This window comes from Citrobacter sp. Cpo089 (assembly GCF_030332695.1).
Lineage (GTDB): Bacteria > Pseudomonadota > Gammaproteobacteria > Enterobacterales > Enterobacteriaceae > Citrobacter > Citrobacter portucalensis.
Window position 1 is genome coordinate 82,946 of the sequence record NZ_JAOWHJ010000055.1, and the last position, 21,928, is coordinate 104,873.

Here is a 21,928-nt window from a genome sequence, read left to right on the forward strand (position 1 = left end):
TATGTCTGGAGGATTAGTTACAGCTGCATACATTGTTGCCGCGATCCTGTTTATTTTTAGTCTGGCGGGGCTTTCGAAACACGAAACCTCTCAGCAGGGTAACAACTACGGCATCGCCGGGATGGCGATTGCGCTGATTGCTACGATTTTTGGTCCGGATACCGGCAACGTTGCGTGGATCCTGGTGGCGATGATCATTGGCGGCGCGATTGGTATTCGTCTGGCGAAGAAAGTCGAAATGACCGAGATGCCGGAGCTGGTGGCGATTCTGCACAGCTTCGTCGGTCTGGCTGCGGTACTGGTGGGTTTCAACAGCTACCTGTATCACGATACGGGCCTGGAACCGATTCTGGTGAACATTCACCTGACGGAAGTGTTCCTGGGTATCTTCATCGGTGCGGTAACCTTTACCGGTTCTGTGGTGGCCTTTGGCAAACTGCGCGGCAAGATTTCCTCTAAACCGCTGATGCTGCCGAATCGTCACAAAATGAACCTGGCGGCGCTGGTTATTTCTTTCCTGCTGCTGGTGGTGTTTGTTCGTACCGAAAGCGTGGGCCTGCAGGTTCTGGCACTGTTGGTGATGACCATTATTGCACTGGCCTTTGGCTGGCATCTGGTGGCCTCCATCGGCGGTGCGGATATGCCGGTTGTCGTGTCAATGCTTAACTCCTATTCAGGATGGGCGGCGGCGGCAGCGGGCTTCATGCTGAGCAACGATCTGCTGATCGTTACCGGTGCGCTGGTCGGTTCTTCTGGTGCGATCCTGTCTTACATTATGTGTAAGGCGATGAACCGTTCATTCTTCAGCGTTATTGCGGGTGGCTTTGGTTCTGACGGTTCTTCTACCGGGTCTGATGAAGAAGTGGGTGAACATCGTGAGATTACTGCGGAAGACACAGCAGAAATGCTGAAGAACTCGCACTCCGTGATCATCACCCCGGGCTACGGCATGGCAGTGGCTCAGGCACAGTATCCGGTCGCGGAAATCACTGAGAAACTGCGCGCGCGCGGCATCAAAGTGCGTTTTGGTATTCACCCGGTAGCAGGGCGCTTGCCAGGTCATATGAACGTGCTGCTGGCGGAAGCCAAAGTACCTTATGACATCGTGCTGGAAATGGATGAGATCAACGATGATTTCGCCGATACCGATACCGTACTGGTTATTGGTGCCAACGACACGGTAAACCCGGCGGCGCAGGATGACCCACGCAGCCCAATCGCCGGCATGCCGGTACTGGAAGTGTGGAAAGCGCAGAACGTCATCGTGTTCAAACGTTCGATGAACACTGGCTATGCAGGTGTGCAGAACCCGCTGTTCTTTAAAGATAACACCCATATGCTGTTTGGTGATGCCAAAGCTAGCGTGGATGCGATCCTGAAAGCGCTGTAATTGCCAGTAAAAGTAAGACGGCCTCTGCGGAGGCCGTTTTTTTAAACATCCAGTTTACGCTGGGTGATCCATTCCACACGAGCCGGATCGCGATGCGAGAAGAACGCGCTGGTTCCGCTGTCCATCGCGGCAATTTGCGTCATCTCTTCCGCCGTTAGGGCAAAGTCCAGCACCTGAATATTCTCGGCCATCCGCGCTTTACGCACGGTTTTCGCCAGCGAAATAATCCCACGTTGATAAATCCAGCGCAGCACGACTTGACCAACGCTTTTGCCATATTTTTCACCAATAGCCGATAAGACTGGGTTCTGAAACAGGTCATTGCGTCCTTCAGCGAACGGTGCCCAGGCTTGCGGTTGAATATTCCGGCTCTGCATCCAGGCTACTGCATGCGGCTGCTGATGAAAAGGATTCACCTCAATTTGGTTAACGGCTGGGATAATGCGATTGAAAGCGATTAAATCCGCCAGACGATCCGGATGAAAGTTACTCACGCCAATCGCGCGGATTTTCCCTTCTTCATATAATTCTTCCATCGCACGCCAGGCACCGTGCACATCGCCATAGGGCTGATGAATCAAATAAAGGTCAATATAATCCAGTTGAAGCCGTTGCAGAGAACGTGCGAATTGCGCCTTTGCGCCTGCATAGTTGGTATCCTGTAACCACAGTTTTGTAGTCACAAAAAGCGCCTCGCGGGGGACTCCGCTTTGCTTAAGTGCGTTGCCGACCTGAGTTTCATTCTGGTAGGAGGCAGCGGTATCAATCAGGCGATATCCTGTATCAATGGCATCCCGTACGGCTTGCTCACATTCGCTGGCATCGGTCATTTGATAAACGCCAAATCCGAGCCGGGGCATCTCAACACCGTTATTCAAAACTGTTGTATTCATTGGGTTCTCCTGAGCATCATCGTTGCATTGGCTGCAGATTAGCAAATCTGTGTTGATACGATTAGTCTGTGAAATTCGCATGGACCTATGAGTAGAATTCATTTCTGAAAGGTAATTGTTGGAAGTCAGTCACAAAATATGACGCCAATGATTTCACCATTCATGATTTCAGTTCATAAACTCATGCGGTTTTAACCGTCTAATCACGGCAATACGTTGTCTATATACTGCGACCTGACTTTTTAGAACATGACAGGGCACTATGCGTACACGTGAACATGCCTCACCGGTAACTACCGCAAGCCAGACCGGTCTTACTTTTATTCTGATCCTCAGTGGCCTGATGGCCTTTACATCGCTTTCTACCGATATTTATCTTCCAGCAATGCCGACGATGGCCGAGGATTTACATGGCAATGTTGAGCTGACGATTACTGGTTTCTTAATTGGTTTTACTATCGCACAGTTGATTTGGGGGCCGATTAGCGATCATATGGGGCGGCGTAAGCCGCTGTTTATCGGCATGGTGCTATTTATCATTGGTTCCGCAGGGTGTGCGCTGTCTACAAGCATCACGCAAATTGTTTTCTGGCGGGTATTTCAGGCGCTTGGAGCCTGTACCGGGCCTATGCTGGCGCGAGCGATGATCCGCGATCTCTTTGCACGTACTCGTGCGGCGCAAATGCTCTCAACCCTGGTGTTGGTTATGGCGATTGCGCCAATCGCCGGACCGTTGATTGGCGGGCAAATTATTCGCCTGAGCACCTGGCACTCTATTTTTTGGCTGCTGGTGGTGATTGGTGCGCTGATGTTTATCTCCCTAAACTGGCTGCCCGAAACATTGCCGGAAGATAAACGGGTGAAAGCCTCTTTGGCTGGCGCATTTCGTAATTACCGTTCGTTGTTAACGAATGGGCGTTTTATGCGCTATACCCTGAGCCTGACGTTTTATTACGTCGGTGCGTACGCGTTTATTACCGGGTCACCGTTTGTTTATATTAGCTATTACCATGTTGATCCACAGCATTACGGCTGGTTGTTTGCGCTAAACATTATCGGTGTTATGGCGATGAGCGTGGTTAACCGCCGTCTGGTGCAACGGCACGCTCTGGAACAGCTGCTGAAATATGCGACGCTGCTGGCGGCGCTGGCTGCGGTTGTGCTTGCGCTGCTGGTTAAGCTGGAATCAGGTGGCGTCGTTGCCATTATCATCACTGTTTTTCTGTTTTTCTCGATGAATGGCATTATTGCTGCAACGTCGACTGCTGCGGCGTTGGATGCGGTACCGAACATTGCGGGTTCAGCTTCGGCGCTGATTGGCGCGTTGCAATATGGCAGCGGTATTATCTCATCGTTGCTGCTGGCCGCCTTCAGTGATGGCACGCCCTGGACCATGGCGTGGATAATAGCGTTATTTACGCTGTTAAGCGCCGTTTTGGCTTTTCGCGCGAAACGATAAAGGAAATGCCCCGCGATGGCGGGGCGAAAACTCATTCTTTGTTCAGATCGCTAAGCAGAACGGCAATGCTTTGACCGCCATTGGTTTGTTCAAGCGCGATTTTCACGATGATGGTCAGCGGCATAGAAAGTAGCATCCCCACAGGACCGAGCAACCAGCCCCAGAAGATCAACGACAAAAATACCACTAGCGTAGACAGCCCCAGCCCGCGGCCCATGATCCGCGGCTCGAGGATATTTCCGAATACCAGGTTGATGACCAGATAGCCTGCCAGAACCACCAGCGCATCGTAAAGGCCGCTGAATGCCAGCACCTGAGCAATAGGGGGAATGGCCGCCAATACCGAACCGATATTAGGGATGTAGTTCAGGGCGAAGGCCAGTAATCCCCAGACAAAGGCAAAGCGCACATCCAATGCAGCAAGCATGCCCCAGGCGACCAACCCGGTCACAATGCTGATTGCCGTTTTAAGCACCAGATAGTGGGAGACGCTGTCGATGGCGCGTTGAATCGCCGCCATACCTTCAATGGGGCGACTCATCATTTGTTTGAGTTTGTTGGGCAGTTGCGGTACTTCCAGCAGCATAAAAACTACCGTCAGTAGCAGTAAAAATATCGATGACATAGCATTTGAAAGCTGCGCCAGTAAATTGGTCACCAGCGTCATTGCCGCGTTCGGATCGATATATTTGACGAGTTCGTCCACGGAAACGCCGATCCCTGCGCGTTGTAACCATGGTTCAAGATTTTTCAGTGGGATAACCAGTGAAGAGCGATATTGCGGTAGCGTTCGCGCAAGTTCATTTAAGGATGTACCTAAATACGCCAACAGCAGCACCATTAACATTACAATAATAACGATAAGCAATGACACCGCAATTACGCGCGGTATGCGAAGCTTGACCATCCGCTGCACAACGGGATTGAGCACAACGGCTATAAATAACGCCAGAATAAAGGGGACGATGATATCTGCGGCAAAGCGAATACCGCTCAGGATGATAACCAGCATGCCCAGCATAATGACTATTTTTAGACCGTTAAGCGTGATGATCGGTTTCGCCATGTGTATTCCCGCATTTTTCATTTTTGAATCTGCATAATAATGTGATTTGCGTCGAGCCGTTATAACAAAAATCAAACGGGGCAGGTAAAGAAGTGAAAAGACTTTGAGTTCGTCTTGAAGCTATGATACAAATCATCTGTGTTTAACTACCGAGGACAATTATCATCCGCGATGATGAGAAGCAACACTGCGGATAATTGTAATATTATGGACAATATGTTCAGGATGTTTTTGCGTTTACCTACACTTCTTCGTACCTCCTCCACTTTCTTGCTTGCGGGTGAGCAACACTGGCGCAACGCGCTTTAGTCCCTTCTTCTGCCTGAGCTGGCGCTGTGCGCTTAGCTAACTAATTTTATTTTTTGGTTTACTGCATGCAGTAGGCCTAAAGGACTATATTCTCAAGCAGGAGAAGCATCATGTTTTACTGGATATTATTAGGTCTGGCCATCGCGGCTGAAATTACTGGCACGCTGTCAATGAAATGGGCAAGCGTCGGTCATGGTAATTCGGGCTTTATTTTAATGCTGGTAATGATCGCCTTATCGTATATTTTTCTCAGTTTCGCCGTTAAAAAAATTGCCCTTGGTGTGGCCTATGCCTTGTGGGAAGGTATCGGTATTTTATTTATTACGCTGTTTAGTGTGTTGTTATTTGACGAAACCTTGTCCACGATGAAAGTGGCTGGACTGGTCTCGCTGGTATTAGGCATTGTGCTGATCAAGTCTGGTACTCGAAAACCTGCCAAAACGAGCAAAGAGGTGATCCATGCAGCAGTTTGAGTGGGTTCATGGTGCCTGGCTTGGCATGGCCATCGTGCTGGAAATAGTCGCTAACGTCTTTTTGAAGTTTTCAGATGGATTTCGCCGCAAGATTTATGGCGTGCTGTCGCTGGCTGCCGTGTTAGCGGCCTTTAGCGCGCTGTCGCAGGCGGTAAAAGGTATTGACCTTTCTGTTGCCTACGCCTTGTGGGGCGGGTTTGGGATTGCCGCGACGTTAGCGGCTGGTTGGGTGTTGTTTGGTCAGCGCCTGAATAACAAAGGCTGGATTGGCGTGGCGCTGTTGCTGGCCGGAATGGTGATGATTAAACTTGCCTGATATCCGTGCTGCCCGTTAATGCGGGCAGCATGTGTTACTCCTTCGCCAACGCTTCCAGCTTATCGTGAAAACCGGTCACGGATATGGCGCGATTATCGGCTCGCCAGCGATCTTTCGCCGCTGGAGCGGAGCTTTGTACGCCAATCAACTGCCAGCCTGAATCTGTCTTCAGCATCAACGGTGAACCGCTGTCGCCCGGGAGCGTGTCGCACTGGTGTGACAAGACGGTATTCTGCGCCCAGCCGGTCACTACACAATCCTGATGGGTGTACAAATCGTCCAGATGATCTTCCGGATAGCCCGACTGTGTGACTTTGCGATCGGCGGTTTTCAACGCCGCGGTTAACGCCGCTTTATCACCTTCAAATAATGGTAGGGGCGTGATTCCGGAAGGCGGGTAACGCAGCACCACCAGACCAAAATCCCACGGGGCTGCTGATGGCGGCACAATCCATCCATCTCCATCGGCTTTTAAACGTTTACCAAGTGAGGGATCAACCCGTCCTTCGATTCCATGGATTTCATAGCGCCAGACACCCTTTTTCGACACAAAGCGTAACGCGACGGCTTTATCGGGTTTGCCTTTCGGTGGAGCGAGCAAGCAGTGTCCTGCAGTCAGGGCCAGATGCGGTGAAATGAGCGTGGCGGTACACAGATTACCGCTGGCGGTTTCCAGTTGCCCAATAGCGTCCCATGGTGATTGCGTTGGATCAGTCACTTTTGTGCGATCGTCATGACCAAAAAACAGCGTTTTTATGTTTTCTGCTTCAGCGGTGGTCGTTGCTGGCTGATCCGCATGCGCAACAACGGGAAAAAAACAAATTGAGCCCAGTAATACAGCAATGGTTTTATGCATATCACACTCTGGTGGGGAATTATGATTATAAACAGCAAACCCTCAGTTAATACTATAGACGGGACGGCGAGAAAGTGGGAGTAAAATCAGATAACTACACTCAGGAAAGATAAAAATGCATGGCGATGAGGGCGCAAATTATCAGAGTAATAAGAATGAACTCAAAGCGGTAATGTGACACCATTTTACCCTCCGAAAGGCGGCGCTACATCAGGTCGATCTAGCGCCGTATGCTATGGCGTGGGGGACGCCATAGTGACTACAAATGCGTTATGCTGCAGGTTGAGCTGCTGGTTTAGCGGTGTCGTGTTTTACGGCTTTTTTGGTGTGTTTTTTAGCGGCCTGAGCTTTCTGCTCTGGTGCTTTTTGTTCTGCTGCTGGCTTGGTTGCCGCTTTTTTGGTGTGTTTTTTAGCAGCCTGAGCTTTTTGCTCTGGCGCTTTTTGTTCTACAGCCGGTTTAGTGGTGGATTTTTTAGCGTGTTTCTTGGCAGCCTGCGCTTTCTGCGGCGCTGCTTTGTGCTGTTTTTTATGATGCGTGGTTTTTGCCGGCGCTGCTTTGGTGGTTGCAGCAGCAGTCGGAGCGGTAGTAGCAGTTGTCTCAGCAGCAAACGCGGCAGAAGACAGACCCATAGCAGCGGCAACAACCAGAGCTAATACTTTTTTCATTCTCATACCCTCGATTTGGTTTTTCATTCAACCCCACTGCGGGGCCGTTGAAATAACTATATCGCTGTAATCAGAGGGCTTCCGTGAGTCATTGGTTTCGGCGTGTAACGATATGTACAATGACTCACGGTATGAGATTACAAATAGCGGGTTTCCAGATGAGCGCGGAAATAACGGCTGCTGAGCGGTTCGCCGGTGGCCTGGGTAATAAGCTGTTCAGTGGTAAAACGGCTGCCATGCTGCCAGATGTTCTGACGTAGCCAGTCAAACAGGGGACCAAACTCACCTTGTGCAATAGACTGATTCAAATCAGGCAATGCGCGGTTAGCGGCACTGAACAACTGCGCCGCATACATGGCGCCCAGGGTGTAGGAAGGGAAGTAGCCAAAGCCGCCATCGGTCCAGTGAATATCCTGCATACAGCCGTTACGATAGTTTCCGATCGTTGACAGCCCCAACCAGGACTGCATTTTTTCGTTCCACAATGCCGGGATATCATCCACTTCAATATCGCCATTAATAAGCGCACGTTCGATTTCATAACGCAGGATCACGTGAGCGGGATAGCTTACCTCGTCGGCATCAACACGGATAAACCCGGGCTTGACCTGCTGGATCCAGGCGATGAAATTGCTTTCTTCAAACGCTGCCTGATCGCCAAAGTGGCGCGTTACAGTCGGAATCAACCGCATCAGAAAGGCTTTACTGCGTCCCAGCTGCATCTCAAAGAACAGACTCTGGGACTCATGAATGGCGGTTGAGCGTGCCAGAGCAATAGGTTGCCCAGACCAGCTGCGTGGCAGGTTTTGCTCGTAGCGCGCGTGACCGGTTTCATGGATCACGCCAAACAGCGCGCTGAGTAATTCGTTTTCATCATAGCGGGTGGTAATGCGAACATCTTCTGGTACGCCGCCACAGAAAGGATGTGCACTGATATCCAGCCGACCAGCGGTAAAGTCGAAACCGAGTTGTGCCATCGTTTCAAGGCCCAGCTTCCGCTGGATTGCGGTTGGGAAAGGACCCACCGGGGCGATGAGCGACAGCTGAGACTGCTTTGCCACCACCTTGTTCAGCAGATCGGGCAGCCAGCTTTTAACGTCTGCGAAAAGGACATCCAACTGAGCGCTGGTCATTCCTGGTTCAAAGATGTCCAGTAGCGCGTCATACGGCGAACAACCTTTAGCTTCTGCGCGCAGTCGGGCTTCTTCGCGGCTGTACTTCACAACCTCTTTCAGGTTATCGGAAAATCCTTCCCAGTCATTAGCTGGTCGCTGGCTACGCCAGGCATGTTCACAGCGACTTCCCGCAAGAGATTTTGCTTCTACCAACGATTCGGGCAACAAGGATGCCTGGTGATGCAATCGCGACATTTCGCGCAGGTTCGCCTGTTCTACATCGTTGAGGTCTTCCTGTTGCGCTGCGGCGATCCACGTTGCCACTTTCGGGTCAGTTAACAGTTGGTGTTCAAGCACGCTCAGCTCGGCCAACGCTTCGCCTCGGGCTTTACTGCCTCCTGGCGGCATCATGGTAAACATGTCCCAACTGGCGATTGCCGAGAGGTGGGAGAAGCGAGAGAGCCGCTGGAACGTGCGGGTGAGCTGATGGTAATTATCATTGTTACTCATTTTTTGTTCTCGTTCTGTTTAGGTGTGGTTAAGAAGTTTACCGTGATTCACTCACTTTTCATAAACACACCTTTGTACCCGGTTTTCCGTAACAGCTTTTTATAGCGAAAAGCCAGCAGAACCACAAAACAGATGGCGTAGATAATAGGGAGCGGTGATAACACTTTTACCGACCACAGATAATGCAGCGGTAGCAAAATGGCTGCCAGGTAGACGTAGTTGTGCAATGTTTGCCAGCGTTTGCCCATTTTACGCTGAGCGGCTTGTGTCGAGGTCAACGTCAACAGGAATAAGATAATCCAACCGGCCATACCCAGCATTAGCCATGGGCGTGAAACCAGTTCACGACCCAACAATCCCAGGTTTTGTATACCCAGTTCCAGCAGAGCATAGCTGGTTATATGCAGTGTGGCCCATGCAAAGCACCATAAACCTAACAACCGCCGGGTACGAAACAACAAAGGCTGCTTTGCATAGCGAGCAAGCGGCGATACCAGCAGGGTAGCCAGCAAAAACTTCAGCGCGGTAATGCCCGTAAAGTGCTGGATATCTTTTCCCGGGTCGGCGCCTAACCCGCCATGCTGCGCGGCCCAGAAGAGCCATAGCAGGGGTAAAAAACCGGCGAGATGCAGCGGCACTTTCAGACCGGTTATCTGTTTTGCAGTCAACCTCACTTAAAAATACTCCCGAAGATCCATGCCCTGATATAACGATGCCACCTCATCGGCATAACCATTAAAAGGTAACGTGGGCTGTCGCTGTACATCGAGAATGCCACCCGAACCGATAAAACGCTCAGTAGCCTGAGACCAGCGAGGATGATCGACCTGCGGATTTACGTTGGCGTAAAATCCGTATTCATTCGGTGCTGACATATTCCAGGTCGTCGGTGGCTGCTCACGCGTCAGCTTGATACTGACTATCGATTTAATGCCCTTGAAGCCGTATTTCCAGGGCACGGTCAGGCGTATCGGCGCCCCGTTTTGCGGCGGCAATGCTTTGCCATATACGCCTACGGTGAGAAGTGTGAGTGGGTGCATAGCCTCATCCAACCGCAGACCTTCGACATAGGGATATTTCAACCCACCGCCAATAAAGCGGTCTTTCTGACCCGGCATTTCATCAGGGGCGTAGCGTGTTTCAAAAGCGACGTATTTGGCGTGACTGGTTGGCTCAACCAGCGCCAGTAATTTATGCAACGGAAAACCCACCCACGGCACAACCATCGACCAGGCCTCAACGCAACGCATCCGATAAATACGCTCTTCTAATGGAAAGCGTGTGGTCAGCGCATCATGATCCAAGGTTAAAGGTTTGTTGACCTCACCGCTGATGGTTAACGTCCAGGGATCGGTTTTCAGGCTACCGGCATTGGCGGCAGGATCGGCTTTATCCAGACCAAATTCGTAGAAATTGTTGTAGCCCGTCACCTTGTCTTCTGGCGTCAGTGACAGGCTGTTTTGCCAGCGCTCGGGCTTTGTGAACTCAAGCGCTTTGCCTGCGGGGGCCGGTGGACGATCGTTGCCTTTAAACCAATCCAGCAAATTAGCCTGTGTGGGGGAGGACAGCGTGGCCGCAGCAGCACCTATCCCAAGTGCTTTGAGGATCTGTCGTCGTTGCATAAAAAATACTGACTCGGCTGTAACATCTGCTTCCCGAAGTGGACGTTTTTTTAGCATGACTTATCCTTCTTATTTTCATGTTAAGGAAAACAAGCGACGTTTCCCTGTTGATGTCTGACGTGTCTATAACGACATACTGCGCGTATGCGTATCCCTGGATCCTCACGAAAAGTTAAAAATTTTGTGATAACTTCCGCCCCTTGCCTGAGGTAAGCTTTCAGCACGACGAGAGGGGGATGACACTGATGGCAGGCGCGAAAAAGATATTTTTGGTGGAAGATGACAGCGATATTGCCTCACTTTTGCAGCTTAGCCTGAAGGATGAGGGTTACGAAATTGTTCATGAGGCAGACGGAGCTCGTGCGCTTGAACAACTGGAGAAACACGTCTGGGATGCCGTTATCCTCGATCTGATGCTGCCGGGTGTCGACGGGCTGGAGATTTGTCGTCGCATTCGCCAAATGAGTTTTTATTTGCCCGTCATTATCATCAGCGCCCGCACCAGCGAAACGCACCGTGTATTGGGGCTGGAAATGGGTGCCGATGATTATCTGGCCAAACCTTTCTCGGTGCTGGAGTTGATGGCCCGGGTAAAGGCGTTGTTTCGCCGTCAGGAAGCGATGAGTCAGAACTTACGTATGGAGGCGGGGATTATCACCGTTCATGGCGTAGAAATTGACCCATTAGCGCGGGAAGTCCGGCTGCATGGTAAATCGCTCGATTTAACGCCGCGCGAATTCGATCTGCTCTATTTTTTCGCCCGTCATCCAGGCGAGGTCTTTTCGCGTCAGGCGCTGTTAGATCAGGTGTGGGGCTACCAGCATGAAGGGTATGAGCATACGGTGAACAGTCATATTAATCGCCTGCGGACCAAAATTGAAAAGGATGCTGCGGAGCCGGAAATTATTCTCACGGTTTGGGGACGAGGCTATAAGCTTGCTGCGGTTAACGCGGAGCATCAGCCATGATTTATCGCCTGTCGCTGAGCCAGCGTCTGACCCTCGTCTTTACCTCCATTATGCTGATTTGTGCGGTTACCGTCAGTGTTGTCCAGATCCGCAGCAGTAAACAGTATGGTGACGCCATGGTGCAAAGGCTCTCGCTGGAGCTGGCGAGCAAGATTGTCAAAAGTGAGTCGCTTATTGATACCAGCGGGCAGATTAATCGCCAGACCTTAAAAGGATTGTTTAATCACCTGATGACGCTCAACCCCAGCGTGGAGCTGTATCTGATTTCACCATCAGGTGAAATACTTGCTGATGCTGCACCGCCCGGGCATATCCAGCGGCAGAAAATTAGCGTGCAGCCGATCCAGGATTTCCTTAACTCAGATGCGTTGCCCGTCTATGGCAACGATCCGCGTAGCAGCCAGCAAAAGGTATTCAGCGCAGCGCCGGTTTTATATAACGGTGAGCTACATGGCTATTTGTACATTATTCTGCAGGGTGAAGACCTGAATATGCTGGCGAATACCGCCTGGCAAAAAACGCTCTGGAATACCGTGGCCTGGACGTTAATACTGGTTTTATTAGCTGGTGCAATCGCTGGATTCCTGGTGTGGCGATCGGTGACGAATCCAGTGAAAAGGCTGACTGGGCAGGTGGTCAAACTGGAACAGGACAGCATTAGCGTCATCAAACAGCTGGCGCAAAAAAATCCCGAACCGGTACCGGAGAATGAAATAGCGCTGCTGAACAATGCGTTTATCGAGTTAGCGCAGAAAATTGCCCAGCAGTGGGATTTATTAGCAGACAGCGATCGTCAGCGCAGAGAGTTTATTGCCAATATTTCGCACGATTTACGCACGCCGTTGACTTCACTGTTGGGGTATCTGGAAATGCTATCGCTGAAAGCCGATACGATGACGCCTGAGGAAAATCGGCATTATCTTAGCATCGCGCTGCGCCAGGGGCATAAAGTTCGCCATCTGTCACAACAGCTGTTTGAGCTGGCAAGGCTGGAGCATGGCGGTATAAAACCGCAGCGTGAACGTTTTGCTATTGGTGAATTGATCCAGGACGTGGCACAGAAATTTGATCTCCCTGTTGCCACGCGTCATTTGCAGTTGCACCTTGACGTAACGGGGCCGTTACCGCTGGTGAATGCCGATTTATCGATGATAGAAAGAGTCGTGACGAATTTGCTGGATAATGCTATCCGTCATACGCCTGACGGAGGCGAAGTACGGCTAAAAGTCTGGCGTGATGAAGACCGTTTATTAGCCGAAGTGCAGGACAGTGGGCCAGGGGTAGAAGAAGCTGTGCGAGAAGTATTGTTTCAGCGCCCGACCGCGTTAATTCCCCGTGAGCAGCGGGCTGAGCGCGGCGGTCTGGGCTTACTGATCGTGCGTAGAATGCTCGAGCTGCATGGAGGGGATATCCATCTGGTTAGCTCAACGGCAGGGGCTTGCTTCCGTTTCTCGTTGCCGCTGGCGGATTCTCCTCTGAGTAGCTGACGGTGAAATTCCGGAGTAAAGAGGGTTTTGGCGTTGTACCCATGGGCATTGCGTAAAAGTTGGTAGGTTGTCAGTGATAATGAGAATTTTTATCATGCATAGATAATTCATCAACTTATCTTCGATGAGCGCAAGGAGATCGTATGTCACAGGATGCCGACAACCTGTATATCGCCAGGACCAAAGCAGTTGCTGGCTGCTTTTCAATGTTTTTACTGATGTTTGGCCTCACGTTTACCCCGTTGTTTTTCCCCGCGAGTCAGGACCTGCTTGCCAAAGGGTTACTTTTTCCGCTGCTGTTTGCGCTGGAATTTGTTGTGCTGGTTCCGCTGTATTATTTCTTCTTTAGAAAAAGAGAGGGACTGGGCAAAGGCATTTTCAACGCCAGGTGGTTTGCCATTTTGTTCGCGGCGCTGCTGTTTATTCAGCTTATCCTGCCATTGATTTTGGGTCTCAGACAAACTGAAGCGTGGGTGACCAGCCAAATATCCTTAAGTAGTTATGCGTTGTGGTTATCTACGTTGACCCTGATATTTATCGCGCCAGTTTATGAAGAAATTGTTTTCAGAGGCTGTTTATTCAACGCGTTCCAGTACTGGTTCAATAATAAAACCTGGCTGTCGTCAGTGGTGGTATCGGTCATTTTTGCCATCATGCATACGCAGTATGTGGATCTACGCACGTTGCTGATGTTGTTTCTTGTGTCGCAGGTGTTGATCCTGGCCAGACTGAAAAGCAACGGTCTGTTGATGCCAATTTTGCTGCATATAGTGATGAACGGGACGGTTGTTGCTCTGCAGATGGCGGCTCAGACGTTACAGCCAGGGTGATGAAGGTGATGCCCGGAACCCGGGCATCGTGGATTATACGTGCAGACGATGGTGCAAACGCGCACCGACCAGCAACGCCAACACCAGCATCAGGGCGATAAATCCGCCCACGCCGTTCCAGCCATAGCTGTGCCAGAACACACCGCCCAGCGTACCGGCAATACTGGATCCGAGATAATAGCTGAACAGATACAGGGAAGAAGCCTGGCCTTTAGCGCGTTTTGCTCGTGGTCCAATCCAACTGCTTGCTACGGAGTGCGCGGCAAAGAACCCGGCTGAAAAGAGCAGCATCCCGGCGAAGATCAGCCATAGCGATGTGAACAGGGTCATTAACAGTCCAACCAGCATCACGCCTGTTGAAAAGAGCATTACCGGGCCACGGCCATAACGAGTGGTCATAGAACCCGCCTTTGGCGAACTCCAGGTCCCAGTCAGATACGCCACAGATAACAAACCTACAACCGCCTGGCTGAGCTCCCACGGGGAGAGCATCAGGCGGTAGCCGATGTAATTAAACAGCGTGACAAACGACCCCATCAACAAAAAACCTTCCGCAAACAGCAGCGGCAAACCTTTGTCGCGCCAGTGCAAGCGGAAGTTGATAAACAACGTTTTCGGGCGCAGCGACGTAGGTCTGAAATGACGGGATTCCGGTAAGATTTTCCAGAACATCAGTGCAGAGGCAAGGGCAAAACAGCCGATCGCCGCCAGCGCGATACGCCAGTTAAAAAAGTCGGTAAACACGCCGCTAATTAAGCGACCACTCATTCCGCCAATTGAGTTACCGCTGATATACAGGCCCATTGAGAAGGCGACGAAACTGGGATGAATTTCTTCACTCAGATAGGTCATCCCTACCGCCGCGACGCCGCTCAGTGAAAGTCCTATCAGAGCACGCATGATTAAAATACCGTGCCAGCTGGTCATCATCGTTGAAAGCAGCGTACAACAAGAGGCGAGCAGCAGCGCGGTAACCATCACCGGCTTGCGGCCAATAGCATCTGAAAGTGGGCCGGTAAACAGCAACCCTATCGCCAGCATCGCCGTTGATATGGAAAGCGAAATACTGCTGCTGGCGGGAGATACCCCAAACTCGTGCGAAAGCACTGGCAGTATAGGTTGTACGCAATAGAGGAGGGCAAAAGTCGCCAGCCCGGCGGAAAACAGCGCCAGCGTGACGCGCATAAATGGGGATGTTCCGCGTTTGATAAAACCATCCGGCGGGGGAACTATCTGTTCATCAACATCGCTTGTTGGCGCGGTATCGACAGTTGTTGTACGGCTCACTTGAAATCCTTGCTCATTCAATTACGTCTACAGGACCAGCCGTAAGAGTATGAAAATCACAATATTCTGTCTAATATATTAATAATCTCAAATAATATTTTAAAAATATGAATATCGAACTGCGTCATTTACGTTACTTTGTGGCCGTTGCCGAAGAGCTGCATTTTGGTCGGGCGGCGGCGCGGTTAAACATTTCGCAACCGCCGCTAAGCCAGCAGATCCAGATCCTTGAACAGCAGGTTGGCGCCCGGTTACTTGCCCGAACTAACCGTAGCGTGGCGCTGACCTCTGCCGGAAAGCAGTTTCTGGCGGACAGTCGGCAGATCCTCGGGCTGGTTAATGAAGCCGCCGCCAGGGCTGAGCGTTTGCATCTGGGAGAAGCAGGGGAATTGCGTATTGGCTTTACGTCGTCCGCGCCGTTTATCAAAGCGGTTTCAGATACGTTATCTCTGTTTCGCCAAAGCTACCCGGCAGTGCATATGCAAACCCGTGAAATGAACACACGTGAGCAAATTGCCCCGCTCAATGAAGGAACGCTGGATTTGGGACTTCTGCGCAATACGCAGCTACCGGATACGCTGGAGCGTGAAATCATTCTGCATGAACCACTGATGGCAATGATCCCACGTGCGCATCCGTTGGCGCAAAAACCCGTGGTTACGTTGGCCGAACTGGCGAATGAGCCATTTGTCTTTTTTGACCCCCATGTGGGGACAGGGTTGTATGACGATATTCTGGGCCTGATGCGTCGCTATGGACTGAAACCGACGATTGCGCAGGAGGTTGGTGAGGCGATGACTATCATTGGGCTGGTGGCCGCAGGATTAGGGGTTTCTATACTTCCTGCTTCTTTTAAACGGGTGCAGCTGTATGAAATGTGTTGGATCCCGATAGCGGAAGAAGATGCTGTCTCGGAAATGTGGTTAGTGTGGCCAAAGCATCATGAGCAAAGTCACGCCGCGCAACGCTTTCGTGAGCAGTTGCTGGCGGCCGTTCAGGGCGGTTAATTTAGTTTAAAAATGGGCGAAAATGTGCAGTAAATCACAAGGCTAAGTAAAAAGTTGACGGAAGCCATTGAAGTGCTTCACCATAGCCCGCAGATTATTTCGGAGCGCGAAAATAAAGGGAGTAAGTGGTGGTTGCTGATAGTCAGCCTGGGCATATCGATCAAATTAAGCAGACCAATGCGGGCGCGGTTTATCGCCTGATTGATCAGCTGGGTCCGGTATCGCGTATTGATCTCTCTCGCCTGGCACAATTGGCGCCTGCCAGCATTACCAAAATTGTCCGCGAAATGCTCGAAGCGCATCTGGTGCAAGAGCTGGAAATCAAGGAAGCGGGTAGCCGTGGTCGTCCGGCCGTTGGGCTGGTTGTCGAAACGGAAGCCTGGCACTACTTATCCATTCGTATCAGTCGCGGCGAGATTTTTCTGGCGCTACGCGATCTGAGCAGCAAACTGGTGGTTGAAGATTGTCTTGAAATGGCGCTGGTCAGCGAAACACCGTTGCTGGATCGCGTGATTACGCAGGTCGATCAGTTTTTCATCCGCCACCAGCAAAAGCTGGAGCGCTTAACCTCCATTGCCATCACCTTACCCGGCATTATTGATACTGAAAACGGTATCGTTCATCGCATGCCATTTTACGAAGATGTCAAAGAGATGCCGTTGGGCGAAGCGCTTGAGAACCATACCGGTGTGCCGGTGTATATTCAGCACGATATCAGCGCCTGGACGATGGCCGAGGCGCTTTTTGGCGCATCGCGTGGTGCTCGCGACGTCATTCAGGTGGTGATCGATCATAACGTGGGTGCAGGGGTGATCACTGACGGGCATTTGCTGCATGCAGGCAGCAGTAGCCTGGTGGAGATTGGCCATACGCAGGTCGATCCCTACGGTAAACGCTGCTACTGCGGCAACCATGGTTGTCTGGAAACAATCGCCAGCGTCGACAGCGTGCTCGAATTGGCGCAGGTGCGGCTGAAGCAGTCAATGAGTTCTTCTCTACACGGACAACCGTTAACGGTAGACGCGCTGTGTCTGGCGGCCATGCAGGGTGATTTATTGGCGAAAGATATCATTAGCGGCGTCGGGACCCACGTCGGTCGAATTCTTGCCATCATGGTGAATTTGTTCAACCCGCAAAAGATATTGATTGGCTCTCCGCTCAGTAAAGCGGCAGATATCTTGTTCCCAACCATCGCTGACAGCATTCGTCAGCAGGCGCTTCCGGCTTACAGTCAGCATATAGTCGTTGAAAGTACCCAGTTTACCAATCAGGGGACGATGGCAGGGGCGGCACTCGTGAAGGACGCGATGTATAACGGTTCTTTGTTGATTCGTCTATTACAGGGTTAACATTTTTTAACTGTTGTACGAAAAATTGCGCTATCTCAAGCTGATCCTGGTCGTCATACCTTAGACTTTCTCCACTGTTTTATTTTCCTGACTTATATTTTCAAAGCATAACGGTGGAGTTAGTGATGCTGAAGCGTTTCTTTATTACAGGTACAGACACTTCTGTTGGGAAGACCGTGGTTTCCCGCGCATTACTACAAGCGTTAGCGTCAGGGGGTAAAAGCGTTGCAGGTTACAAACCTGTGGCCAAAGGCAGCAAAGAGACGCCTGAAGGTCTGCGCAACAAAGATGCACTGGTACTGCAAAGTGTGTCATCTATCGAGCTGCCCTATGAGGCAATTAACCCAATTGCGTTGAGCGAAGATGAAAGTAGCGTGGCGCATAGTGGTCCGGTCAATTACACCCTGTTATCCAACGGTCTCGCAAGCCTCAGCGAAAAAGTCGAACACGTTGTCGTGGAAGGCACCGGAGGCTGGCGGAGCTTGATGAACGATCTGCGTCCGTTATCGGAGTGGGTGGTGCAGGAACAACTGCCAGTGCTGATGGTAGTGGGTATCCAGGAAGGCTGTATTAATCATGCGATCCTCACCGCGCAGGCGATAGCCAGCGACGGACTGCCGTTGATTGGCTGGGTTGCGAATCGCATTAACCCTGGGCTGGCGCATTATGCGGAAATCATTGATGTGCTGGGTAAAAAATTACCTGCACCGCTGATCGGTGAACTGCCTTATCTGCCTCGTGCAGAGCAGCGTGAACTGTCGCAGTACATCCGCCTGTCAATGCTCGGCAGCGTTCTGTCGGTAGATAGAGTCGTGGCGTAACGTACGCGACAGCACCGACGCCAGGACACAGGCGATCAGTAATCCGGGGAGCAGGCGATACTCCCCGGTCATTTCACAAACCATCAACGTCGACATTATTGGTGCATGCGTGGTAGCCGCCAGCAGCGTGGCCATCCCCGTTAATCCCAGCAAAATGGCAATTTCATCCGAGCCTGGAAGCCATAATCCCCATACCTGACCCAGCAACATGCCCACCGACAAGCCGACAAACAGCGTTGGCGTAAACACGCCACCTGGCGCACCGGATCCACTGCTGGCAAGCACCGCCAGTAATTTGCAGATAAAAATCCCGCTAACCACGGCCAGCAGCGGTGGTGAACGTAAATATGACTGCACCACGCTGTAGCCATTACCCCAGACCGCTGGCGTGAGCAATGAAAGCAGGCCAACGATCAGCCCGCCAAGCGCCAGTTGCCACGGCGGTGAGAGTTTTAAGCGCAAAAAAACATTATGGCTGGCGGTCATCAACCACATGAAGAGCGGTCCGCAGATGCCAGCAGCCAGACCGGTGCTGACAATCATAACGTATTCCAGAGCATGTAATTCCCGCGACAGGTGCACGGTATACAGCAGCGCATTGCTGTCGCTAAGCAGATTGGTGGTGAGTAATGCGACTACGGCGGATACCACTACCGGTCCCAGTGAGGCGAGGATCAGCGTGCCAAACAATACTTCGGCAATAAATAAACTGCCCGCCAGCGGGGCATGATAGGCTCCAGCCATACCTGCAGCGGCGCCGCAGGCAATCCATAACTTCCATTCTGTACGCGGGGTAAAGCGTTGAGCAAAGCAGGAGGCCGCCAGGGCCGCCAGTAAAATCATGGCACCTTCACGTCCGATGGCGCTCCCGCTGGCGACGACCAGTAACGATGCCAGCGATTTCACCAGGCTTGCACTGACGTCAAATTGTCCGTCGGTTTGCAGGGCTTCCATATAATCAGTGGGAGCCTGCGGACGTAAACGGTTAAATTTTTGCCAACCCCACAGTAGTAATCCAGCCGCCAGACCGCCGAGTGCAGGTGTCAGCATACGCCTTAAAGGCGAAAGGTTTGTCGCTGCGTTGACCAGACTTCCCGTGTTGTTGCTCAGAAACAACCATTCGAGAAGCAGCATGGCATGACGAAATCCTGCGACGGCCAGCGCAGCAAGGACGCCAATCAACGCGGCGATCAGCAGGCGGCGGAACATGGCACGCAGGTCAGGGTAAGCATGTAAATGATGCATGAGTGGCCAGACTGGAAAATTCAGACGCTCTATTTTGCGGCTATTAGGCAACAGAAGCAAAAGCTCAGCGTGCGCAACAGGATGATGCACCACAGGCAGGACAATTCCTGCCTGTGACGAAATTAACGGAACAAAGGCTTATCGGCTACCGGGATCAGTAACTGTGATTGCCACTGTGCCAGCGTCAGACGCGCCAGCTCACCCAGCGCCTGGTAGAACGGGTGGTCGGCTTTTTCGATAAACACATTAAGAAAGCGTGATGACCATGGGAAGAGATGCCAGGCCAGCAGTTGCTCGCACTCGGTGTGGCGTTCGTTCTCGGCAAGCCAGGCCGTCAGCAACAGCAGCGAACCAAAGTGATCTTCTGGCTCATTTTGCTGCATCGCAAACTGGATGCCGTTGTCCCGCATCCACTGACGTAATGCCAGCGTGGAGTCGCCAAACAACACGTTTTCACGATCCAGCCAGACGGATCCCCATGGCGGAGAAGGGAGCGCATAAGGACCAACAAACAGACGTTGCCAGGCCTGCGGGAGAGACTCATCGGCCTCAGCCTGAAACTGAGCGGCTAACGGCGAAAGCGTTGTCTTTTCAAGCGGCCACTGCGCCTGCCAGCCATCGGTTCTTAACGCACTGACCAGTGCCGAAGCTTCGGCACTGTCTGGGGCATAGTAAAACAGCGCGCCGAGCACACGCGCTGCAGTAGAAAAGTTGTCTCGTTGTGAAAAATGGGTCATGCAAACAATCCTGAACAGTGCGGGTTGCCCCGCACCCGAAAGTTAACCTGCGACAGTCATTCCGACTGTCATATGTAAACCGTAAAACAATCCGCGGCCAATGATTTCACCGACAAGCACCAGAATTAATCCGAGTGCCAACCCGCCAACGGACGGTCCTTTGCAACGGATCAACGGACATATCCAGCAACCCAGACCCGCAGCCAGCAGCAGGACTCGCCAGACCTGTAAACTGCCGTAGTCGGGAACCAGCGCGCTGGCGGATTGTACCGAACTGTGGATCTCGCCGAGTGACACTCCCTGCAGCACAATAACCGCCACGGTCACCAGCAGGGCCAGCACGCTGATACCGGCGAATCTGGCGGCGTTAAAAGAAACACCTGCAGCACGCAGCAGCAGAGCGGCAAAAAGCGGTCCACTGAGCAGCATCGTCATGAAAAATGCCAGTGTAGTATAGCCGTTATACCAGGTTGGGACGGTGTCTATCTGGTAGACGTTGGTCATCGCAAAGACAAATACTAGGCCCAGCAGCATGCTCAACAGCAGCCAGATTTTACCTAACGCTGCGGGCATTTTACCGAGAAACGCCACCAGCCACCACAAGCCCCCGACGGCGAAAAACAGTGAACCACCGGCGATTTCGTTACTCAGCGCCGATGCGCCAATTCTGTTCAGTGAGTTAAACGCGCGCAGCGGCGAACCTAAATGCATGATCGAGGCGAGAAAGGCGATGCCCATCACCAGCCAGAGAAAAAACATACTGCGAACGATACGTCGTTTTACCAGCCCATCCTTAGCGGTCAGCCAGCCGTAACCACTTACGATCAGCGCCCCGGCTACGCACTGTCCCAGCACCGTGAACAGTACCAGCGGCCATTCATGCCATCCATTTCCCATTTTACACCTCCTTTGGATTAGCCAGAAAACCCGTGGTATCCCCGGTCGGGCGGCAATTGGCGTTTGGTTTGATCACAATATTTGGTTTGGTGAAGTGCGCACCCGGCAGCGGGGCGACGGCAGCCAGTTCACCATGTTTTTTGCGCAGTTCGTCGATGGGGCCAAAATCCAGCGCACGCAGCGGACAGGACTCGACGCAGATGGGCTTTTTGCCGTCTGCCGCGCGTTCATGGCAGCCATCACACTTGGTCATATGTCCTTTCGCAGCATTGTACTGTGGCGCACCGTACGGGCAGGCCATATGACAGTAGCGACAGCCAATGCACACGTCTTCATCGACCACCACAAAACCATCCTCACGCTTATGCATCGCACCACTTGGACAAACCTTGGTGCAGGCCGGATCCTCGCAGTGGTTACATGAGATGGAGAGATAGTAGGCAAAAACGTTCTGGTGCCAGACGCCGTTGTCTTCCTGCCAGTCACCACCTGCGTATTCGTAAATCCGCCGGAAACTGACGTCAGGAGTGAGGTCTTTGTAGTCTTTGCAGGCCAGCTCGCAGGTTTTGCACCCGGTGCAACGACTGGAATCAATAAAAAATCCATACTGAGTTGTCATGGGTTA

At 51.8% G+C, this 21,928-nt stretch carries 24 protein-coding genes; 11 read left to right on the forward strand and 13 right to left on the reverse strand.

What is annotated here, in order from left to right:
- The first annotated feature begins 1 nt into the window (after position 1).
- Positions 2 to 1,390, forward strand: coding sequence for a Re/Si-specific NAD(P)(+) transhydrogenase subunit beta (gene pntB / locus OGX92_RS11875; RefSeq protein ID WP_126318168.1), 1,389 nt, complete (start codon positions 2 to 4; stop codon positions 1,388 to 1,390).
- Positions 1,391 to 1,431: 41 nt separating this feature from the next.
- Here the strand turns inward: pntB and OGX92_RS11880 are convergent, their stop codons facing one another.
- Entirely contained in the window at positions 1,432 to 2,283 is an 852-nt protein-coding gene (locus OGX92_RS11880; RefSeq protein ID WP_286586582.1) for an aldo/keto reductase, read from the reverse strand.
- A gap of 262 nt (positions 2,284 to 2,545) precedes the next feature.
- Between OGX92_RS11880 and OGX92_RS11885 the strand changes: the two genes are divergently transcribed.
- Complete coding sequence (locus OGX92_RS11885; RefSeq protein WP_126957137.1) at positions 2,546 to 3,742, forward strand: multidrug effflux MFS transporter; 1,197 nt, start codon at positions 2,546 to 2,548, stop codon at positions 3,740 to 3,742.
- A 31-nt stretch (positions 3,743 to 3,773) separates the two neighbouring features.
- Here OGX92_RS11885 and OGX92_RS11890 read toward each other — a convergent pair whose 3' ends face one another.
- Complete coding sequence (locus OGX92_RS11890) at positions 3,774 to 4,808, reverse strand: AI-2E family transporter (RefSeq protein WP_286586583.1); 1,035 nt, start codon at positions 4,806 to 4,808, stop codon at positions 3,774 to 3,776.
- A gap of 138 nt (positions 4,809 to 4,946) precedes the next feature.
- On the opposite strand from OGX92_RS11890, the gene OGX92_RS23585 reads away from it, so the two are divergent.
- The 3 genes from OGX92_RS23585 to mdtI all read left to right on the forward strand — a co-directional run bounded on the left by OGX92_RS23585 (position 4,947) and on the right by mdtI (position 5,906).
- Positions 4,947 to 5,117: a protein YdgV gene (locus tag OGX92_RS23585; RefSeq protein ID WP_087050578.1), complete on the forward strand. Its 171-nt coding sequence runs from the start codon at positions 4,947 to 4,949 to the stop codon at positions 5,115 to 5,117.
- 107 nt (positions 5,118 to 5,224) lie between these two features.
- Positions 5,225 to 5,590, forward strand: a complete 366-nt coding sequence (mdtJ, locus tag OGX92_RS11895) for a multidrug/spermidine efflux SMR transporter subunit MdtJ (RefSeq protein WP_164084800.1) — start codon at positions 5,225 to 5,227, stop codon at positions 5,588 to 5,590.
- The gene (gene mdtI / locus OGX92_RS11900; RefSeq protein WP_003832870.1) at positions 5,577 to 5,906 is read left to right on the forward strand and encodes a multidrug/spermidine efflux SMR transporter subunit MdtI; all 330 of its coding nucleotides are present in this window, start codon (positions 5,577 to 5,579) and stop codon (positions 5,904 to 5,906) included. The genes mdtJ and mdtI overlap by 14 nt, the downstream gene beginning before the upstream one ends.
- Positions 5,907 to 5,940: 34 nt before the next feature.
- Here mdtI and OGX92_RS11905 read toward each other — a convergent pair whose 3' ends face one another.
- The 6 genes from OGX92_RS11905 to msrP form a co-directional block, all read right to left on the reverse strand.
- Positions 5,941 to 6,762: a trypsin-like serine peptidase gene (locus tag OGX92_RS11905; protein ID WP_206159522.1), complete on the reverse strand. Its 822-nt coding sequence runs from the start codon at positions 6,760 to 6,762 to the stop codon at positions 5,941 to 5,943.
- Between the two features lie 100 nt (positions 6,763 to 6,862).
- On the reverse strand, positions 6,863 to 6,946 hold the full coding sequence (gene ydgU / locus OGX92_RS23590; RefSeq protein WP_049259791.1) for a small membrane protein YdgU: 84 nt from the start codon (positions 6,944 to 6,946) through the stop codon (positions 6,863 to 6,865).
- An 86-nt stretch (positions 6,947 to 7,032) separates the two neighbouring features.
- Positions 7,033 to 7,428 carry an acid resistance repetitive basic protein Asr gene (gene asr / locus OGX92_RS11910; protein ID WP_048214236.1) on the reverse strand — a complete coding sequence of 132 codons (396 nt, stop codon included), beginning with the start codon at positions 7,426 to 7,428 and terminating at the stop codon, positions 7,033 to 7,035.
- A 137-nt stretch (positions 7,429 to 7,565) separates the two neighbouring features.
- A complete protein-coding gene (locus OGX92_RS11915) occupies positions 7,566 to 9,053 on the reverse strand; it encodes a carboxypeptidase M32 (RefSeq protein ID WP_286586584.1) in 1,488 nt (495 codons plus the stop codon).
- Positions 9,054 to 9,100: 47 nt separating this feature from the next.
- On the reverse strand, positions 9,101 to 9,727 hold the full coding sequence (gene msrQ / locus OGX92_RS11920; RefSeq protein ID WP_149335349.1) for a protein-methionine-sulfoxide reductase heme-binding subunit MsrQ: 627 nt from the start codon (positions 9,725 to 9,727) through the stop codon (positions 9,101 to 9,103).
- Entirely contained in the window at positions 9,728 to 10,732 is a 1,005-nt protein-coding gene (msrP, locus tag OGX92_RS11925) for a protein-methionine-sulfoxide reductase catalytic subunit MsrP (RefSeq protein WP_003832879.1), read from the reverse strand.
- Positions 10,733 to 10,920: 188 nt separating this feature from the next.
- On the opposite strand from msrP, the gene OGX92_RS11930 reads away from it, so the two are divergent.
- From OGX92_RS11930 to OGX92_RS11940, 3 genes are all read left to right on the forward strand, one after another.
- The gene (locus tag OGX92_RS11930; protein ID WP_008784719.1) at positions 10,921 to 11,643 is read left to right on the forward strand and encodes a winged helix-turn-helix domain-containing protein; all 723 of its coding nucleotides are present in this window, start codon (positions 10,921 to 10,923) and stop codon (positions 11,641 to 11,643) included.
- On the forward strand, positions 11,640 to 13,130 hold the full coding sequence (locus tag OGX92_RS11935) for a sensor histidine kinase (RefSeq protein ID WP_286586585.1): 1,491 nt from the start codon (positions 11,640 to 11,642) through the stop codon (positions 13,128 to 13,130). Before OGX92_RS11930 ends, OGX92_RS11935 begins: the two co-directional genes overlap by 4 nt.
- A 143-nt stretch (positions 13,131 to 13,273) precedes the next feature.
- Entirely contained in the window at positions 13,274 to 13,960 is a 687-nt protein-coding gene (locus tag OGX92_RS11940; RefSeq protein WP_003832885.1) for a CPBP family intramembrane glutamic endopeptidase, read from the forward strand.
- 33 nt (positions 13,961 to 13,993) lie between these two features.
- On the opposite strand, the gene ynfM is transcribed toward OGX92_RS11940, so the two are convergent.
- On the reverse strand, positions 13,994 to 15,247 hold the full coding sequence (gene ynfM, locus OGX92_RS11945; RefSeq protein WP_286586586.1) for a multidrug efflux MFS transporter YnfM/SxtP(Kp): 1,254 nt from the start codon (positions 15,245 to 15,247) through the stop codon (positions 13,994 to 13,996).
- Positions 15,248 to 15,354: 107 nt separating this feature from the next.
- On the opposite strand from ynfM, the gene ynfL reads away from it, so the two are divergent.
- The 3 genes from ynfL (at position 15,355) to bioD (ending at position 18,424) form a co-directional block, all read left to right on the forward strand.
- On the forward strand, positions 15,355 to 16,254 hold the full coding sequence (gene ynfL / locus OGX92_RS11950; protein ID WP_003832887.1) for a multidrug efflux transcriptional activator YnfL/SxtR(Kp): 900 nt from the start codon (positions 15,355 to 15,357) through the stop codon (positions 16,252 to 16,254).
- 128 nt (positions 16,255 to 16,382) lie between these two features.
- Entirely contained in the window at positions 16,383 to 17,603 is a 1,221-nt protein-coding gene (gene mlc, locus OGX92_RS11955; protein WP_003832888.1) for a sugar metabolism global transcriptional regulator Mlc, read from the forward strand.
- Between the two features lie 125 nt (positions 17,604 to 17,728).
- Positions 17,729 to 18,424, forward strand: coding sequence for a dethiobiotin synthase (gene bioD, locus OGX92_RS11960; protein ID WP_003832889.1), 696 nt, complete (start codon positions 17,729 to 17,731; stop codon positions 18,422 to 18,424).
- Here the strand turns inward: bioD and clcB are convergent.
- The 4 genes from clcB to OGX92_RS11980 all read right to left on the reverse strand — a co-directional run bounded on the left by clcB (position 18,380) and on the right by OGX92_RS11980 (position 21,922).
- Positions 18,380 to 19,669, reverse strand: a complete 1,290-nt coding sequence (clcB, locus tag OGX92_RS11965; RefSeq protein WP_286586587.1) for a voltage-gated ClC-type chloride channel ClcB — start codon at positions 19,667 to 19,669, stop codon at positions 18,380 to 18,382. The two genes, bioD and clcB, sit on opposite strands and share 45 nt — an antisense overlap.
- A 122-nt stretch (positions 19,670 to 19,791) precedes the next feature.
- Entirely contained in the window at positions 19,792 to 20,406 is a 615-nt protein-coding gene (dmsD, locus tag OGX92_RS11970; RefSeq protein ID WP_063941575.1) for a Tat proofreading chaperone DmsD, read from the reverse strand.
- 42 nt (positions 20,407 to 20,448) lie between these two features.
- Positions 20,449 to 21,303, reverse strand: coding sequence for a dimethyl sulfoxide reductase anchor subunit family protein (locus OGX92_RS11975; RefSeq protein WP_286586588.1), 855 nt, complete (start codon positions 21,301 to 21,303; stop codon positions 20,449 to 20,451).
- A gap of 1 nt (position 21,304) precedes the next feature.
- Positions 21,305 to 21,922 (reverse strand): DMSO/selenate family reductase complex B subunit, encoded by a 618-nt coding sequence (locus OGX92_RS11980; RefSeq protein WP_126957146.1) that lies wholly within the window; start codon positions 21,920 to 21,922, stop codon positions 21,305 to 21,307.
- Positions 21,923 to 21,928 lie beyond the last annotated feature (6 nt).

What these genes read in the sequence shown, in the direction of transcription:
- pntB (WP_126318168.1), top strand. Translation starts at nt 2, where the DNA reads ATGTCTGGAGGATTAGTTACAGCTGCATACATTGTTGCCGCGATCCTG.
- dmsD (WP_063941575.1), bottom strand. Translation starts at nt 20,406, where the DNA reads ATGACCCATTTTTCACAACGAGACAACTTTTCTACTGCAGCGCGTGTG.
- OGX92_RS11915 (WP_286586584.1), bottom strand. Translation starts at nt 9,053, where the DNA reads ATGAGTAACAATGATAATTACCATCAGCTCACCCGCACGTTCCAGCGG.
- OGX92_RS11940 (WP_003832885.1), top strand. Translation starts at nt 13,274, where the DNA reads ATGTCACAGGATGCCGACAACCTGTATATCGCCAGGACCAAAGCAGTT.
- mdtI (WP_003832870.1), top strand. Translation starts at nt 5,577, where the DNA reads ATGCAGCAGTTTGAGTGGGTTCATGGTGCCTGGCTTGGCATGGCCATC.
- OGX92_RS11890 (WP_286586583.1), bottom strand. Translation starts at nt 4,808, where the DNA reads ATGGCGAAACCGATCATCACGCTTAACGGTCTAAAAATAGTCATTATG.
- OGX92_RS11930 (WP_008784719.1), top strand. Translation starts at nt 10,921, where the DNA reads ATGGCAGGCGCGAAAAAGATATTTTTGGTGGAAGATGACAGCGATATT.
- ynfL (WP_003832887.1), top strand. Translation starts at nt 15,355, where the DNA reads ATGAATATCGAACTGCGTCATTTACGTTACTTTGTGGCCGTTGCCGAA.
- OGX92_RS11905 (WP_206159522.1), bottom strand. Translation starts at nt 6,762, where the DNA reads ATGCATAAAACCATTGCTGTATTACTGGGCTCAATTTGTTTTTTTCCC.
- msrP (WP_003832879.1), bottom strand. Translation starts at nt 10,732, where the DNA reads ATGCTAAAAAAACGTCCACTTCGGGAAGCAGATGTTACAGCCGAGTCA.
- OGX92_RS11885 (WP_126957137.1), top strand. Translation starts at nt 2,546, where the DNA reads ATGCGTACACGTGAACATGCCTCACCGGTAACTACCGCAAGCCAGACC.
- OGX92_RS11980 (WP_126957146.1), bottom strand. Translation starts at nt 21,922, where the DNA reads ATGACAACTCAGTATGGATTTTTTATTGATTCCAGTCGTTGCACCGGG.
- clcB (WP_286586587.1), bottom strand. Translation starts at nt 19,669, where the DNA reads ATGCATCATTTACATGCTTACCCTGACCTGCGTGCCATGTTCCGCCGC.
- bioD (WP_003832889.1), top strand. Translation starts at nt 17,729, where the DNA reads ATGCTGAAGCGTTTCTTTATTACAGGTACAGACACTTCTGTTGGGAAG.
- ydgU (WP_049259791.1), bottom strand. Translation starts at nt 6,946, where the DNA reads ATGGTGTCACATTACCGCTTTGAGTTCATTCTTATTACTCTGATAATT.
- OGX92_RS11975 (WP_286586588.1), bottom strand. Translation starts at nt 21,303, where the DNA reads ATGGGAAATGGATGGCATGAATGGCCGCTGGTACTGTTCACGGTGCTG.
- OGX92_RS11880 (WP_286586582.1), bottom strand. Translation starts at nt 2,283, where the DNA reads ATGAATACAACAGTTTTGAATAACGGTGTTGAGATGCCCCGGCTCGGA.
- asr (WP_048214236.1), bottom strand. Translation starts at nt 7,428, where the DNA reads ATGAAAAAAGTATTAGCTCTGGTTGTTGCCGCTGCTATGGGTCTGTCT.
- OGX92_RS11935 (WP_286586585.1), top strand. Translation starts at nt 11,640, where the DNA reads ATGATTTATCGCCTGTCGCTGAGCCAGCGTCTGACCCTCGTCTTTACC.